A 15,116-nucleotide genomic window follows, 5' to 3' on the forward strand; every position below is an offset into this window, starting at 1 on the left:
CTGCATGACGACGGCCTGTACGACCCCGTTGGGGTCGTACAGGCCGTCGTCATCTTTCGGGGTGGGTTCGTGCCGTGAGGGGCATTTGACGATTGGCCCGCGTCGTTCCCGGTCTCGACTGGCATCTCATCCGGCTTTGCGGGCCGTCCCTGCGGTGGACGGTGGGCTTCCGGCCCCGATCGTGAAGGCCTGCCGTGCGTCCGGTGTTCCGGGGGTGCCGGTGCCGGTGAGAGTGAACGTGGAGGCAACGCCAGTGGTCGGGATACTGGTGATGCCGCCGGTGTCGGCGTTCAGTCGCAGGCCCGCCGGCAGGGCGCCCTCGGCGACGGAGTAGCGGATGCGTTGGAGGGACCGAGAACGAGTTGGACCGGCGGGTGATCACACGGGAGAACTCGTCGAGACCCTGGCCGTGTCCGCTGCCGAGATCACCGCCGTGACCAAGGCGGAGGCGGGAACGGTGCCCGCGCCGTTACCGGGAACGACGGCGCCGCCCTGGCGGGAAAGACTGGCTGCGGCCCGGCAGCTTCCCCCGTCGTACGCGGGTGAGGCAGCAAGCACGGACGCGGAGCGTTCATCCCTCTCCCGTCGATTCCGCCGTGCGCGGTCTGGTGGCACGGAGCCGGGACTGGCCGCCGTCGAAGTAACACGGCGTACGAACTCCCGGACCGGTACGGGTCCGCTCCGTCGTGTGTGCCCGGTGGGGGACGCTGTTCGGTTGGGGTGAAGGCCCGGCAGGGCGGGCGTGATGCCTGCGCCTGCCGGGACGGGGTCGGACGTCAGCCGGCCAAGCCGACGTTGATCTCGGCAGCCGAGGTCCACGGGTTGCCGTTCACTTCGCTGAGCGCACGCAGCCGGATGTAGCTCGCGCTGACCGGGGTGAAGCAGGCCTGCTCTTGATCGGCGGTGTCGGTCCAGGTTCCGGTGGCGACCGGGTTGCCCCAGGTGGTGCCGTCCATGCTGGTGTACACCTCGTACTTGGCGATACGGCCGTTGGAACCGCTCTGGCGTGGCAGGTAGTACAGGCAGGTCGCGGATTTATTGCTGCCGAGGTCGAGCGTGATCTCGTGCGGCATCGGGTCGGAGGTGCCGGACCACTTGGTGTGCCAGATGGTGTCCGGGTCACCGTCGACGGCGTTGGTGGCCGGGGCGTTCTCGCCGACGGTCTCCTGGCTGTCCGCGGAGACCACGGTCAGGTGCGGGTACGGCACCTGTATGGCCCGCGACGCCGTGGTGTCGCCGGGGCCGCCGGTGTAGGCCACTGACACCGTGCTGGTGTGCGTTCCGTAAGCGGCGTCGGAGGCGACGTTGACCGTCCATGACGCCTTGGCGCTGGCCCCGGCGGCGATCGAGCCGACGTTGGCTGTCGCCGAGGAGGTGGTCCAGCCGGACGGCAGCGAGATCGTCGCCGTGGTCCCGGGCATCGTGGTCGTGCCGATGTTGAATATGGACGCGGTCATGGTCAGTGGGCCACCGCGCTCGACGGAGCTGTTGTCCGACGAGAACGTCACCACCGGGGAGGCGGCCAGGGTGCCGGTCGTGAAGGTGCCCTGGGCGTCAGCGACTCCGGGGCCGCCCTTTGCGGTGACGGTGAAGGTCTTGTTCGCCGAGGACGTCGGGATGCCGGTGATGCCGCCGGTGTCGCGGTTGAGCTGCAGGCCCGACGGCAGGGCGCCCTCTGTGACGCTGTAGCGGACCGTTCCCGGGCTGATGGTGGCCACTCGCGCCTCGTACAGGCGTCCTGCGGCCAGCGCGGGCAGCCCCTTCGTGGTGAACGCCGGGGTGGGAGCCACGACGGACTGCGCGGCACCGACGGGGTTGCCGCCGGCGTCGAGCTGTTGGAGCGACCAGGACTTCCCGGGGACGACGACGGACAGGTGCCAGTGCGTGGACTGGTCCCGGAACAGGGCGCGCTGCGAGGCGGTGAAGGCTCCGAGGTTGCGGGCCGTCTCCCACTGCTTGACCGCGTCCAGCAGCACCGACGTGTTCTGCCCGCCGCGGGTCAGGCTGGACACGGAGGTCTGGAGTCCGGAGCCGGCGTTCAGGCCCGCGCCCCGCGCGAGGTTGTCCTCGACGGTACGCAGACCGGCGCCTCCCGGCAGCGCGATCCAGCCGAGCATCCCAGGCAGGTAGTTGGCCTGGTAATAGGCGTTGTTGGTGAACACCTGCTTCATACTGGTGGAGCCGACTTCGCCCCAGCTGGCCCGGGACAGGCCGTCCCAGACGTTCGAACCCATCCGGCTGGTCTCGGAGATGAAGCCGTCCTTGGCGTTCAGTTGCGCGAAGGACCCGTTCACCATGCGGGCCATACCGTACGCGCCCCAGCCGGCGTCCGAGGCGGACTCCAGCCCGTCGAACGAGGTCCCCGTGATGCCGGTGGTGTTCCAGATGGTGGCGAACCGGGTGGCGATGGCGTCGATGATGTTCAGGTTGCCGTAGCCACCGCCGTACTGGTTCATCTGCACCCGGTAGGCGGTGGCGCCGGCGGCATGGGAGGCCGCCGACGACGACCACTGCCCCCGGGCCAGCCCGGTCACCTTGCACTCGCCGTCGACCGTGCTGGACCCGGTGTAGGTCAGGAACTCGTTGTCGATCAGCAGCCGACTGCCCTGCAGACCGGCGGCCAGCGGGTCACAGCTCGCCATGGAGAGCGACGTGTCGGCGGAGGCCAGCGGCCGGGTCAGCGTGGCGCTCTGCCCGCGTGCGAGATCCGGGCTGGGCACAGGCCTGATGTAGGGGTCGTTCGTGCCGATGAAGTTCGACAGAGTGTGCGCGCCCACCGCGACGCCGTTGGACCTGGACGTGGTCACCAAACTGGTTGCGCCGGCGTCGCTGCCGCCGAAGCTGGAATTGAACTCGTTGTGCCCGGCCGACTGCCAGGGGCCGTCAGCCCCGGGCAGCGAGTAGACCATGTCGAGGCCCGCGGCCTTGGCGAACTGGGCGGCCGTCTTGACGTTGCCGGTGTCGAGGTCCGACAGGACCAGGATGGACTTGGAGGTCGCCTGCGCCGCCTTCTGCCACTGCCCGTTGATCGTCGGGTACGGAAGGTCCTGCTTCTTGGCGATCGTCGACAGCACGGTCGGCACGAGATCCGGCGTGGTGCCGTACAGCGCGATCTCCGACCCGACGATCTCGCCACCGCTGGGCAACGGCCCGACCGGAATCCCGTAGCCGGAATCGTTCATCCGCAGGCGCTGCTTGGTGTAGTCGAAGGTGAAGGCGCGCAGCAGGTTCCCCCACGGGGTGTGGCCGCCGACGGCCCACTGCTCCAGTGGATGATCCGAATCTGACACCCGCAGGTGGGAGTAGTTGAGATCCACCTCCTTCTGCCAGCCCATGCTGGTGTAGTCGCGGGGCCAGCCGCCCTCGGTGCGGTCGTTCAGCACCTTCATCCCAGCCGTGAAGCTGCCGTTGCTCGCGAGGCCGGCCGACTCCCCGAGCGTGTCGGTGAGCGTGGTCGCCAACGGACCCCACAGCAGGGTCTGCACATCAGCGGTGGACGGCGCCTTGACCTTCGTGACGGTGAACGTCGAATACGACGCCCGGTCGTGCACCACCACGTCGACCTCGGTGCCGGCCTCGGAGTTCGTGAACGCCAGCACGCTGCCGGTCCGCGTCAGCGCGGTCGGCTTCACCTGCTTCCCGCCGATCACCAGGCTGACCAGGGGAGCCGTGCCGTGCCCTGCCGCCAGGTGGTTCTGGCCGGTGCGGGAGTCGACCAGGCTCGTGACCTGACCGGTGGTGTCCATCCCTACGCGCAGGTACCCGGCGTCCACCTGGACACCGCTGGAAGGGTCCGGTCCGACCGCCGCTGACGCGCTCTCCACGCCTACCGCTGCCGGTCCGGCAGTCAGCAGGCCTCCGACCGCGATCGTGGCCATCAGACGTGCAATGAGTTTTCGTCTCAGATTCATACGTGATGCTTCCTTCCTCGGATGAGGGTGTGAACTTCACGGTGGTGGTGCGGTGGTACTCACCCGTCGCTCTCTGAACCTCGACAGCCCCGTCCTCCCGGAGCGCATCGCGACGGGCGTCTCACGTGGGTCCGCCGTAGTAGCGGAGGACCGGCGGACGCTTTCATAACCTGCTGACGGTCAGAGCTCGATGACCGTCCCGGCGCGCCGGGCCCGCTCGGCGGCGAACACCACGCGGTGGCTTGCCAAGCTGGCGTCGATCCCGGAGACGATCCGTTCGGGCCGGCCGTCCTGTAGGGCGTCGACGTAGGCGTGGAACATCGCCTCGTCGCCGCCGGCATGACCTTCGGCCGCGGAGGAGCCGTCGAGGGAGGTGTCCACGACGGTGGTGCGCTCGGTGAGGAAGTCGTAGACCTCGATGCGGCGGCCGTCTCCGGTGAGCTGCCCGCGGGTGCCGAAGATCTTCGTGTGCCGGTTGTCCAGGGGGGTGAACGCGGTCAGGACGAATGATGCGGTCACGGCGTTGTCGAACTCCAGGTTCACCACCTGGTGGTCCGGGACGTCGTTGTCGCTGTGGTAGACGCAGCGGCCGTATGGTCCTTCGGTCAGCGCCTCGGTCACGGCCTTCTCGGTCAGCTCTCCGGCCGTCGTGATCCGGGTGAAGTATTGCTTGGTGCCTCCCTTGCGCAGCCCTCCCTGATAGAGCCGTGGGGCCGAATAGGCACACGAGGACTCCAGCGGGCAGGTGACGCAGCGGTCGGTGGCGCCTTCGGGTGCGGATTCGGGACGGAAGTGGGTGAGCGACCCGAACGACGACACTCGCCGGACCGGCCGGCCGACGACGTCGGAGAGCCAGTCGATGTCGTGGCAGGCCTTGGCCAGCAGCAGTGACGACGACTGGTCCTCGCGCCGCCAGTTGCCGCGGACGAACGAGTGGGCGAAGTGGTAGTAGCCGATCGGCTCCAGATGCTGCAGGGAGACGATGTCGCCGATCGCGCCTTCCAGGAGGATTTGCTTCAGCGCGACGGTGTAGGGGGTGTAGCGCATGACGTGGGTCAGAGCCAGCGCTGTGCCGTTGCGCCGCACGGCCTCGGCGATGGCGTCACAGCCCTCCTCAGTGGTGGCCATCGGCTTCTCCAGCAGCAACTGATAGCCCAGGTCTGCCAGTCCGACGGCCGCCTCGACGTGGTCGGCGTCCTGGACCGCGACGATCGCGACGTCGGCCAGCCGCGGGCGATCCAGCAGTTCACGCCAGTCGGCGAAGCAGCGTTCATCGGTGAGGCCGTGCTTGGCGGCGAACGCCGTGCGGACGCTGTCGCGGAGTTCGGCGACGGCCACGACGCGGGCCCGCTCGGGACGCTTGGCGGCCAGGTCGGCGTAGGCCGAGCCACGGGCCCCCGCGCCGAGGACCACAAGCGACAGCGGACGGCCGAGCGGCGTGGCCAAGTCTCCTGTGAGGAACGGAGCGGAGGCATGTGCGCCACTGGCGGGCACGGTGGCAGGGTTCACAACTACTCCCGTTGAGCAATCTGGTCGATGAGCGGCCGGGACTGAGGCAGGTGGCGTCATCCTTTGGTCGCCCCGCCTGTCAGGCCCTTGACGAAGTGGCGCTGGAACGCCAGGTAGAAGATGAGGATCGGGAGGGTGGCCAGGAACATCAACGCGAGGACCGCCCCGAAATCCGACTGGTGCTCCCCGATCGCGCGGTAGATGCCGACGGTGACGGTGGTGCCGTTTGCCGGGCCCAGGATGATCAGGGGGTTGAGGAAGTCGTTCCAGAGCCCTTGTTGTCGCGGAACGCCTGTTCGTCATCGGCGTAGGAGCGGGACGGGCCCGCGGTGTCGATATAGCCCTTCTTCGCCAGGTCCGAGACCTTCCGCGCGGCCTTGGTGAACGCCGGGTCGGTGAACTTCATCGAACCCTTCGCCTTCCGCGTCAGCCAGTCAGGCGTCTGCTTGTAGGTGTCGGTGGCCACCGCGCCGATCAGCGGGTACATGTCGGCCCGGGTGTCCTTGCCGCCGCCGCCCACAACGAACGGGTTGATCCCCTTGGCCTTCAACTTCGCGCAATCGTCCAGCAGGTCCTGGTAGGTCTTCGGCGGGGCATCGATCCCGGCAGTGACAGCACCACCACCACCGCTGCTGCCAGCCCCGAGGTGGCCAGGGACATCAACTTGCGTCTCACGAGGCCCTCCCCCATCAGAGTTGAATAGATAACAAGACTTGTTTAACATTTGCCAGGGGAAGATAGCGTCCCTTCGCGACCGGCTGTCAAGGGGGGAACTCGGAACGATCACGTCCGAACCGAGGAAGGGGCCAGATGCGAATCAAGGGCGGGGACCCGTCAGCACTGCGCAGGCGCAACTTGGCAACGATGCTGAGCAACGTGTATGAGCACGGAGCCCAGACGGTCACCGAGCTCGCCCGGTCCACAGGATTGTCCCGGCCGACCTGCGAGGAGGGTGTGGTCGAGCTGGTGGCCCAAGGCTGGGCCGCCGAGACCGCGCCGCCGGACCCGACCGCCGCGCGCCAGCCGGGGCGGCCGGCCAAGCGGTATGAGTTCAACGCCGACGCGGGTCGGGTTCTGGGTGTGGACGTCGGCGCCCACAAGATCCTCACGATGGTGGCGGACCTGCGAGGCGCCGTGACCGCAGTCCGGCGCACCGACGTCGATCCGGCCCTGCCCGCCAAGGAGCGACTGGCGGCGATGGGCGACGCGGTCACCGCATGTCTGGCCTCCGAACCCTCTGCCGACCACAGCCCTCTGCTGGCAGCCGTGATCGCCTCCCCGGGGATCATCGACGCCGAGGGCCGGGTCGTCCTGTCCAACCCGTTGCCGGAGTTGACGGGGCTGAACCTTGCGGACGAACTCGCCCGGATCCTGGGTCCCGGCCGGGTCGACGGACCGATCCGCGCCGAGAACGACATGCGCCTGGCCGCTCTCGCCGAACAGTGGCGCGGCGTTGCCGCCGGCGTCCCCGACCTCGTGTACATCCACGCGGGCCACCGCATGGGCGCGGCCGTCCTCATCGACGGGAAGCCCTACCGCGGCCGCCGGGGCGCGGCCGGGGAGATCGGCACCCTTGGTCTCCTGGACTGGGCGAACAGTTACCGCCGGCTGCTGTCCTACGTCCCCGACAGCACGACGGGCGATGCGACGCTGCGGGTCTTCACCGACCTGCGCGAGGGCAACGCCCGGGCCCGGGAATTTGTCGACAGCTTTGCCCGCGATCTAGCCACCGGAGTCGCCGTCATGTCGATGACCATCGACCCGACGCTGGTCGTCGTCGGCGGCGGCATCTCCCGGGCCGGCGACGACATCATCGAACCTGTCCGCCAGCACCTGATCGACCTCTGCCTGTTCCCGCCGGAGGTTAAAGCCTCAAGCCTCGGCGACGAGTCCGTGGCGCTCGGCGCCGTGCGCAACGGACTTCAGCAGATGGAGGCGCGCCTGTTCGGGCCGATTCCATCTTCCCCCTGACAGCCGACTGCGGTGCCTATCGAGGCGACGGGCGCGCCGACGCTAAACCGCCCCGGGTGGGCCGCAGGTGACCTGCGCTCCCAGTGCCAAGACGTCCCCGAGAAGTTGGAGGAGTTCCGGCTCGTCATTCGCGAGGCGGCCTGGCAGCAACCTGGGGCCATCTCGGCCGCGGCAGGCCGATTGAGGTTACGCCGACACACCCGCAACCGAGAATCCACAGTGGTCTCATCGTCGGCGACCCATCCGGGGCCCTGATGAGGTCGGGGCTGGCCGACCGCCGAGCGGCCGTCCAGCCCCGGCGTTGGGATTCGGGTGAACCAGAGAGACCCGGAGGCCATCGATCTGCTCCAGTTGGGAGCGATCGCGTCCATCACCCGAGGCGTTCGTCGTTGAGCTGGTTCGCGTCGATGCCAGCACCTCCTCCACCGCCCAGGTGCGGCCTCAATCGCCGACCCGCACCAACGGAGGGCGAGGTCAGCCTGTTCGCCACCAGCGCCTCGATCACCTGCCGATGCGTCAAGTGCGCGCTCGCACCGCCTGGGCACAGCTCGTCGACGATCCCGGTCACGTCCAGGCAGCGCAGAAACTCAGCAGCGACAGGCACAGCTCCCAGACGCTTCTCAACTACAGGCGTCACCAGGCACTCACGGCGGGATCGAAGCCGCGAGGACCGGGAAGTCGTCGACACACCCAGCCAAACCCCGCGGCCTCTCCCCGCACACCACCGTGACACCCGATCCATCCAAATCAACGAGCCGCGAAGTACATGTTCCCGGCTCTGTCTCATTGGTCAGCTCGGCGAGCCGTACAGGACCACCTCCGCGATGCCCGCGATCGACTGCGCGCCGCCGCCGACGACGTCGGTGATGTTGATGCGGACGTAACGTACGCCGGCGGCGGTGAAGGTCTCCGGCAGCGTGTGCTGGCCGCCGCGGGTCAGCCCGGGGATCACGGTTGTCCATGAATTCCCGTCCCCGGAGACCTGCATGTTGTAGGTGTACCAACTGCTGTCTTTGCCCCAGTTGATGCGAGAGCCGGCCAGGTCGTGGGCAGCCGACAGCTTCACGGTCAGCGTCTGCGGAACCGTTGCCGACGCGGCAAGCCATCCCGTGCCGAAGGTGATGTCGTCATCGAACGCCTTCGTGGGTTCGAAGCCGCTCGCGGAACTGGAGGCGGTCACCTCGCTGATCTGACTGCGGGGAATCTTCGGCCCAGGGTCAGCCGGTTGCGCCCCACCGTTGCCGCCTGGCGGAACGACGCGGACCTCGCGGATGCTCGGCCACCACCACCCGCCGGCCGACAGCAGGTTCACCCGCACATGCTGCGCCTTGGCCGACACCTTATGGTAGGACGTGCCACGCTTGGCGGTGTTCGACTCCTGGTCGACCACCTTGGTCCAGTTCGTCCCGTCATCCGATGTGAGGATGGCGTACGTGTAGGTTGCCTGGTCGGACTCCCAGACGATCTGGAACTCCGAAATGTCCGACGACTGGCCGAGATCAACCTGCCACCATCCGGGGATGTTGCCGTTCGTGACCCACTTGGTATCCGTGTCGTCATCCACGGCGTCGCCGGGGCTGTGGCCTTCTTGGAAGCTCGAGGCTGTGGCCGGCCTGTTCAACGCGAGGTTCAGCGCGCCTTGGATCTCCAGCGTCGAGATGTCCTTCCGCTCGGGATGCTGGCCGTCGGGCAGGTAGCTGCCGGAATAGGGGCTTGTCGCCACCGTGAAACTGCCGGCCTCCAGCCCGTCGGACGTCGCGGTGATCTTGATGTCACCTGGTTCCTTGTCCACCGCGAGCAACGCGTAGCCGATGCCGGCCCGAGCCTTCTGAGTTTGTACCGCGATGCGGGGGATGTCGTGGCCGACGAGGCTGCCGTGTCCGGTCACTACGAGCTTGATTTCCGCAGTTGACGTCGGGACGACGGTGCCGTTCGCGTCAACGACTTTGATGAACACCGGGATCAGGTCCGAGCCGTCTGCCACCGGCTGGATGCGTGTGAGCGCGCGGGCGTAACGACGAAGCGCATCGGCCGCCGCAGCGGGCAGCGGGCTGCCGCGCTTCGCGCCTACCTCCTTGATCAACGATTCGACCGTGTTGGGCTGCACGTTGTCGGCCAACGCCGCAGCCGCCTTCACCCCGGCCGGCGACACGTCCCCCAGGTAGTACGCAAGCAGGTCTCGCAGTGTCGACCGGACACCCGCGTCGTCGATTTCGATCTCGATGTGGTGCGGGGCGCCGGGGGTTTTCACGACCTGGGTGGTGGCCAGCTTACCGTCGATGTAGCCCTCGGCTCTCAGCTCGCCCGCGACGAACGAGGGGAGCGAGAAGGTGTAGTACGGACTGCCGCCCTTCGCGGCGACGTGCTTGGCGGTGCTGGCGTTCTGGGCCCGGCTCTTCTCGCCGACAAGGGTGTCGTTCTGGTACAGCTTCACGTGGTCGGTGTTGCTGAAGACCATGACGTCCCGCCTGGATGCTGCCGAGTAACTGCTGGCGATGAATACCATGGGGCCGCCGTGATTGGGGTTCTTCGGCGACTGCATCCCTTTGAGATAGTAGTAGCAGTACTTCGGGTACCGGTCGATGTCCACGACCCCGGATTTCTGATACGGCGAGTTCGTGCCATAGTCCTCGAACACCCAGAGGAAGTAGCCGCCGATCCGGGGGTTGGCGTCCAGTCCGCCCCAGTCCCAGTACCCGGGACCGTTGACCTCATGTATTCAGCTATAGCGTTTGTCCGCCTGTGAACTGACGTCTTGACAGTAGAAGGGTGCCCCTGGCCTGCGATGATCTGGATTGACTAGATCAAGAACGTCGCGGAGCAAGGGGCACCCAGAAGGTGAAGGGTAGCGGGTGGGATCGGCGGCTCGTGGTGCGGGCCGACGATCGCAATCTCGTCGGACATGCGGGCATCGTGCTGTTGCGGAAGGTCGCGGACCGCGTGGGGCTCACCATCGCGTTGACCCGCGCGTTGCCCCAGGGTGTCGGGCCCGGATGGCGGGACCGGGGCATGGCGCTGGTCCAGCTGGCCTGTGCGATCGCGCTCGGGGCCAGGAACGTCCTGGAGGCTGAGCAACTCCAGCATCACTGGCGGATGTTGTTCCCGCATCCCGTCTCGGACAGCACGCTGTGGCGCACTCTGGAGACGATCGACGGCCCGGTGGCGGTGCGGGTCGAGCGGGTCCGCGCCGCGATACGTCGCGTGGTGTGGACACTGCTTGCCCTGCGCCCCGGCGGCTTTCCCTGGATCACGGTGTGCGGCCGGGATCTGCTCGGCTGGTACGTCCTCGATCTCGACGCCACCATCGTCGCCTGCACCAGCAAGAAGGAGGGTGCGGGCGGCACGTTCAAGGGCACCTTCGGTCACATGCCGCTGGGGGCCTGGGTGGCCAACACCCGCGAGTGCGTCGCGATGCTGCTGCGGCCCGGCAATGCCGCTCCGAACGATGTCGCTGATCACAGGAGCGTCCTGGCCGCCGCGCTGCGGCAACTGCCGCTGCCGCTGTGGTCGAAGCTGCTGATCCGGATCGACGGCGCCGCCTTCAGCCACGGGGTTCTCGAGCACCTGCAGTCGCTGACCACGAGCCGGCGCCGGGTGCGGTGGGTGACCGGCTGGGCCGTCAACGACACGGACGAGGCCGCGATCGCGCTGCTGCCCGAGCACGTGTGGACGGCCGCGCTGCGACAGGACGGCGAGGTCCACGAGATCAACAACCCCGACGGAGAACGACTGTTCTACCAGGTCGCCGAGCTGACCGGGGTGCGCGACCTGGCCGGCTGGCCGGCCGGGATGCGGCTGATCGTGCGCCGGGTCAAGCCTTCGCGCCGGGACGCGAAGCAGCTGACCGCCTTCGAGAAGCGCACCGGCTGGCGCTACCAGATCGTCGCCACGAACATCCCCGCCCACCAGGGACTCTCCGGCGTGCCCGGATCCGGGCAGGTGTGGTTCCTCGACGCCTTGTATCGCGATCACGCCGAGGTGGAGGACCGGGTGAAAGCGACCAAGCGGATCGGTCTCGGGCTGCTGCCCTCGAAGTCCTGGCAGCTCAACGCCGCCTGGGTGCTGGCCTCCACCCTCGCCGCCGACCTCGACGCCTGGACCCGGCTCCTCCTCCTGCACGACGAGCCCGGCCTGGCCAAGTCCGAACCAGAGACGATCCGCAGGAAGCTGTACCACCTGCCCGCCCGCCTCACCTCCCACGCCCGCCGACGCACCCTCCACCTTGACCAGACCTGGCCCTGGGCGTCCGCGTTCACCACCGCCTGGCACCACGTAATGAAACTTCCCGACGTCACCTGACGACCGGACCCCGACCCGACGAAGACCAGGAAGGAGTAGCCGCACCACCCCTCGGGCCCGTGGAGCCCGACGCCCCCGCAGCGCATGCGAAGGCCCCACGTCCACACCGACAGGACAAACCAGGGCAACCCGCCGGATCAGATACGGCCGTCAGGCCGCAGACGAATCGAGGTTGAGGAATCCCTGCCTGGTCGCCACCATTCCGATGAGGCTACCCTCGCCCCATTCGCGGCCCGCCTGGCCCCCCCAGTCGCCCCATTCCCGCGTGAAGAACGGCTTGGTCAGATCGGGATCCGAGCCGTCCGTGTTGACGACCTTGTAGTTCACGTCATAGTACTCCTTCCCCCACAAACCATAGTCGGCCGCGGTGAACATCTGGTCGTTGGGCATTTCCGCGTGGGCAAGCTCGGTGACTTTCTTTGCCCACCACCCCGGGTAATGCGTCTCGTTCAGCGAGGTTTCCCAGAGAATCATCGACGGACGGTTGCGGTCCCTGCGGATCATCTGCATGGCGTCCGCGTAGGTGCGATTGACGAACGTCTCGTTCTCGCTCCAGAACTGCCAGCCAGGCGCGCACGCGACGACGACCAACCCGAGCTCGTCGGCGGCGTCGAGAAACGCGGGATCGTGCGGATAATGAGCGGCACGTACCGCGTTGAAACCGCCCAGCTTCAGCCTGAGCGCCTCGCGCCATTTCATCGAAGCCGGTGCGGCGTCGCCGACGTAGGCGTAGTTTTGGTGGATGTTCGCCCCGCGCAGGTAGAGGCGCTCTCCGTTGATATAGAAACCGTCCGCCCGGTATTCGATGCGGCGAATCCCGATTCGCGTGGTGACCGTATCCAACACCTGGTCACGGAGGTAGACGTCGCTGACGAGCTTGTACAGGTGCGGGCTGTCCGGGTGCCACAGGTCGGGACGGATCACCTCCAGGCTTTGCTCGAAGTCGTGATGGGCGCCGCTCGCAATCGTCGCGACCTGGCTCTCCCGGGCGACGATCTCTCCTTGCGCGTTGTAGATCGTCGACTGCAGCCTTGTGACAGCAGACGAATCGGTGCTGTTCACCACGTTGGTCTTGGCTTTGACGACAGCCAGCTCGGCGTCGGCCCGCGGGTAGGTGACAAACACCCCGCCGCCGGCGACGCGGTCGGCCTCCAGCGGATCCGTGATGTAGATGCGACCGGTCATCTGCAGCGTGACGCTGCGGTAGATACCGCCGTAGGTGAGGAACCCGAGCTCTTCGCGGGGCTTACCAGGGGGCGTCTGCGGATCGTCGAGATTCGAAACCCGCACGGCAAGGAGATTGTCTCGATCCCAGTGGAGCTTGTCGGTGACATCGACGGAGAAGCCGAGATAGCCGCCGTGGTGCTCGAGGAGCTTTTCACCGTTGAGGTAGACAATGCAGTTTGTCTGAACGCCGTCAAATCGGATCGTCACCCGGCGGTCCGCTTCGCCGGGAGCCATGCGAAAGTACCGGCGGTACCAGCCGATGCCGGCGAAGACGTTGTAGATGATCGGTTCCTTGCGTTCCAGCCGCATGGTGTGCGGAATCGACACACCCGCCCACTTGGAATCGTCGAAGGACAGCTCCTGCGCGCCCTGGGCATCGTCGCGCCAGAATGCCCAGTCAGTGTCGAGGTTGATGGAGCGCCGCCCTGTTGCCTCGCTTCCATCTCCACGCGATGCGGCACTCGCCAGCCCGCCGGGTACCAGCATCACGCCGGCACCAGCGAGGCCCGCTATGAGTACATTGCGGCGTCTGGGGCCGCCTGTCTTCCCGCTCATCGGCAGTGACCTCTTTCGTTTCGTGAGGCGCGTCTTCCACGACCTCATCGGGTAGTCGATCCAGTTGCAGTGGTTGTTTTGCCGGCTATCGACAATGGCGGCGGCTGGGCCACGCGTCGGCCGTGACGCCGGTATCGCGGATCCGAGCTGGTCGGCGGTGATCTCACCAGCCGGCGCGGCGGTCGTCCCGCCTGGGCCCCCGCCACAGCCGTGTGTCGATCGGCTGGGCCAGGCACTGCACGGCGAAGTACTGAATGCGGTATCGGGCAAACCAGGTGAACAGGTCGTCCGGGGTGCCCTGCAGGTAGCTGGTGATGTTCTGCTGGAACGTGTTGTGGTCGACCGTGTTGATCTTCGCCTTGGTCAATGCTTAAGAGCGACCGGCAATTGGGGGTGGGTGAAGGTGCGGGGCTGGGGTGCATGCATCGCAAGGCGGAGGATTGAGCCAGATGGGGTCTCCCCTGCTCGAGCGAAGCCGAGAGCTTGGGGAAGGAGCCATGGTGATTGACGACAACGCCGCGAGGCGCGTGCCCCAGCCCCGTGACGCCGCCCCCCAATTGCCGGTCGGTCTAAGCCGCCGAAGTCAGCGTGGGCAAGGCGGACTTGCCGGCCGGGTCGGAGTAGTTCGATCCGAACGTCACCGTGCTGCCGACGACATTGCCCGAGCCCCCGGGAAGCTGGCGCCGTCGTCCTTCTCCTTAGTGCCCAACGAGCCGGAGCAGGCCGCCAGTAGACCACCGGAGACGACGGCCAGTTCGGCCGCGCCGGTGATGCCACGCAGCAGACTTCTGCGGCTGCGCGCGGGGGCCGCGTCTCTCCCTCACCTGCAATGGAGATTGTTGAAGGCTGATCGAACATGGTGGCTCCTCGCTTGGCGATGTCCCGTAGCCATAGGAAATGGGGGCGAACTGCTCGCCGTCTGACGAGAGCCCGGACTCAACGTGACGCAAGAGGAAGGGCGAAGGAAACGTAAACTCCCAGAAACCGACATCCTTTTGCAACGTAGGCCAACAGATGCCATGAGTCAACGTCCCGTCAACTACTCGACATCCGCCCGTTGCGTCCCCTGTCTGGCCGCGTGCAGTCCAACCCGCACATCACAGCCCTGGCTGGCATCGGCCTGCACTGAGAGGTGATCCCATATGGCGACTCTGCGGCAGCAGATGAGGGTGCAGACGATGCTCGTGAAGGCGAGGAAGTGTTCGACCTTGCGCTCATAGCAACAGGGCAGGCGGCGACCGCCAGCGAGCAGGGCATGGCGCGTTCGACGGTCCAACGGTGACATCCCAGCCGCTGTGCGGTCTCAGCGTCCTACAGGACCAAGGGCACCGACGTCACCATCGCCTTCGCGGGCGCCGGCGCCAAGAAGTACACAAACACCTGGCAGAAGTTGCTCGCCGACGACCCGTCCACACCCGTCACCTTCCTCGGGCGTCGCCTCGGCGTCGGGTGACTGGTGCGGCGCACCGCTTCCGCAGCGGCCCCCGACGACAAGACCAGCGCGGAGGCAGTTGCGCCACGCCGAAGGCCGCCAAGACCGATGAGCGACCCCGTCCCGGGTGAAAGATCACAGACTCATCTCACCCCCGTACACAGGCTTGACACTCTCCCGTAATGAGCAGTGTCATATGTGTGCCCGTTTGA

The 15,116-nt window shown here is 67.1% G+C and carries 8 protein-coding genes and 2 pseudogenes; 2 read left to right on the top strand and 8 right to left on the bottom strand.

What is annotated here, in order from left to right; genetic code table 11:
* Positions 1-126 precede the first annotated feature (126 nt).
* The 5 genes and pseudogenes from OG395_RS58155 to OG395_RS07195 form a co-directional block, all read right to left on the bottom strand.
* The gene (locus OG395_RS58155) at positions 127-339 is read right to left on the bottom strand and encodes a hypothetical protein (protein ID WP_442818742.1); all 213 of its coding nucleotides are present in this window, start codon (positions 337-339) and stop codon (positions 127-129) included.
* 437 nt (positions 340-776) lie between these two features.
* The gene (locus OG395_RS07180) at positions 777-3,911 is read right to left on the bottom strand and encodes a discoidin domain-containing protein (protein WP_327242132.1); all 3,135 of its coding nucleotides are present in this window, start codon (positions 3,909-3,911) and stop codon (positions 777-779) included.
* A gap of 180 nt (positions 3,912-4,091) precedes the next feature.
* Positions 4,092-5,357 (bottom strand): Gfo/Idh/MocA family protein, encoded by a 1,266-nt coding sequence (locus tag OG395_RS07185; RefSeq protein WP_327242133.1) that lies wholly within the window; start codon positions 5,355-5,357, stop codon positions 4,092-4,094.
* A gap of 119 nt (positions 5,358-5,476) precedes the next feature.
* Positions 5,477-5,692, bottom strand: a pseudogene (locus OG395_RS07190) (carbohydrate ABC transporter permease); the annotation flags it as partial.
* Positions 5,665-5,970: a hypothetical protein gene (locus OG395_RS07195; protein WP_327242134.1), complete on the bottom strand. Its 306-nt coding sequence runs from the start codon at positions 5,968-5,970 to the stop codon at positions 5,665-5,667. The pseudogene OG395_RS07190 and the gene OG395_RS07195, both read right to left, overlap by 28 nt.
* A gap of 314 nt (positions 5,971-6,284) precedes the next feature.
* On the opposite strand from OG395_RS07195, the gene OG395_RS07200 reads away from it, so the two are divergent.
* On the top strand, positions 6,285-7,391 hold the full coding sequence (locus tag OG395_RS07200) for an ROK family transcriptional regulator (protein ID WP_327242135.1): 1,107 nt from the start codon (positions 6,285-6,287) through the stop codon (positions 7,389-7,391).
* A 790-nt stretch (positions 7,392-8,181) separates the two neighbouring features.
* On the opposite strand, the gene OG395_RS07205 is transcribed toward OG395_RS07200, so the two are convergent.
* Positions 8,182-10,029: a discoidin domain-containing protein gene (locus OG395_RS07205; protein ID WP_327242136.1), complete on the bottom strand. Its 1,848-nt coding sequence runs from the start codon at positions 10,027-10,029 to the stop codon at positions 8,182-8,184.
* 200 nt (positions 10,030-10,229) lie between these two features.
* Between OG395_RS07205 and OG395_RS07210 the strand changes: the two genes are divergently transcribed.
* Positions 10,230-11,690: an IS1380 family transposase gene (locus OG395_RS07210; protein ID WP_327241580.1), complete on the top strand. Its 1,461-nt coding sequence runs from the start codon at positions 10,230-10,232 to the stop codon at positions 11,688-11,690.
* 150 nt (positions 11,691-11,840) lie between these two features.
* Here OG395_RS07210 and OG395_RS07215 read toward each other — a convergent pair whose 3' ends face one another.
* Together OG395_RS07215 and OG395_RS07220 are read right to left on the bottom strand one after the other, a co-directional pair.
* The gene (locus tag OG395_RS07215) at positions 11,841-13,403 is read right to left on the bottom strand and encodes a glycoside hydrolase family 2 protein (protein ID WP_327249266.1); all 1,563 of its coding nucleotides are present in this window, start codon (positions 13,401-13,403) and stop codon (positions 11,841-11,843) included.
* Between the two features lie 283 nt (positions 13,404-13,686).
* A pseudogene (locus OG395_RS07220) lies at positions 13,687-13,833 on the bottom strand (carbohydrate ABC transporter substrate-binding protein); the annotation flags it as partial.
* Positions 13,834-15,116: the final 1,283 nt, after the last annotated feature.

This window comes from Streptomyces sp. NBC_01320 (assembly GCF_035974375.1).
GTDB classification, from domain to species: domain Bacteria; phylum Actinomycetota; class Actinomycetes; order Streptomycetales; family Streptomycetaceae; genus Streptomyces; species Streptomyces yanii.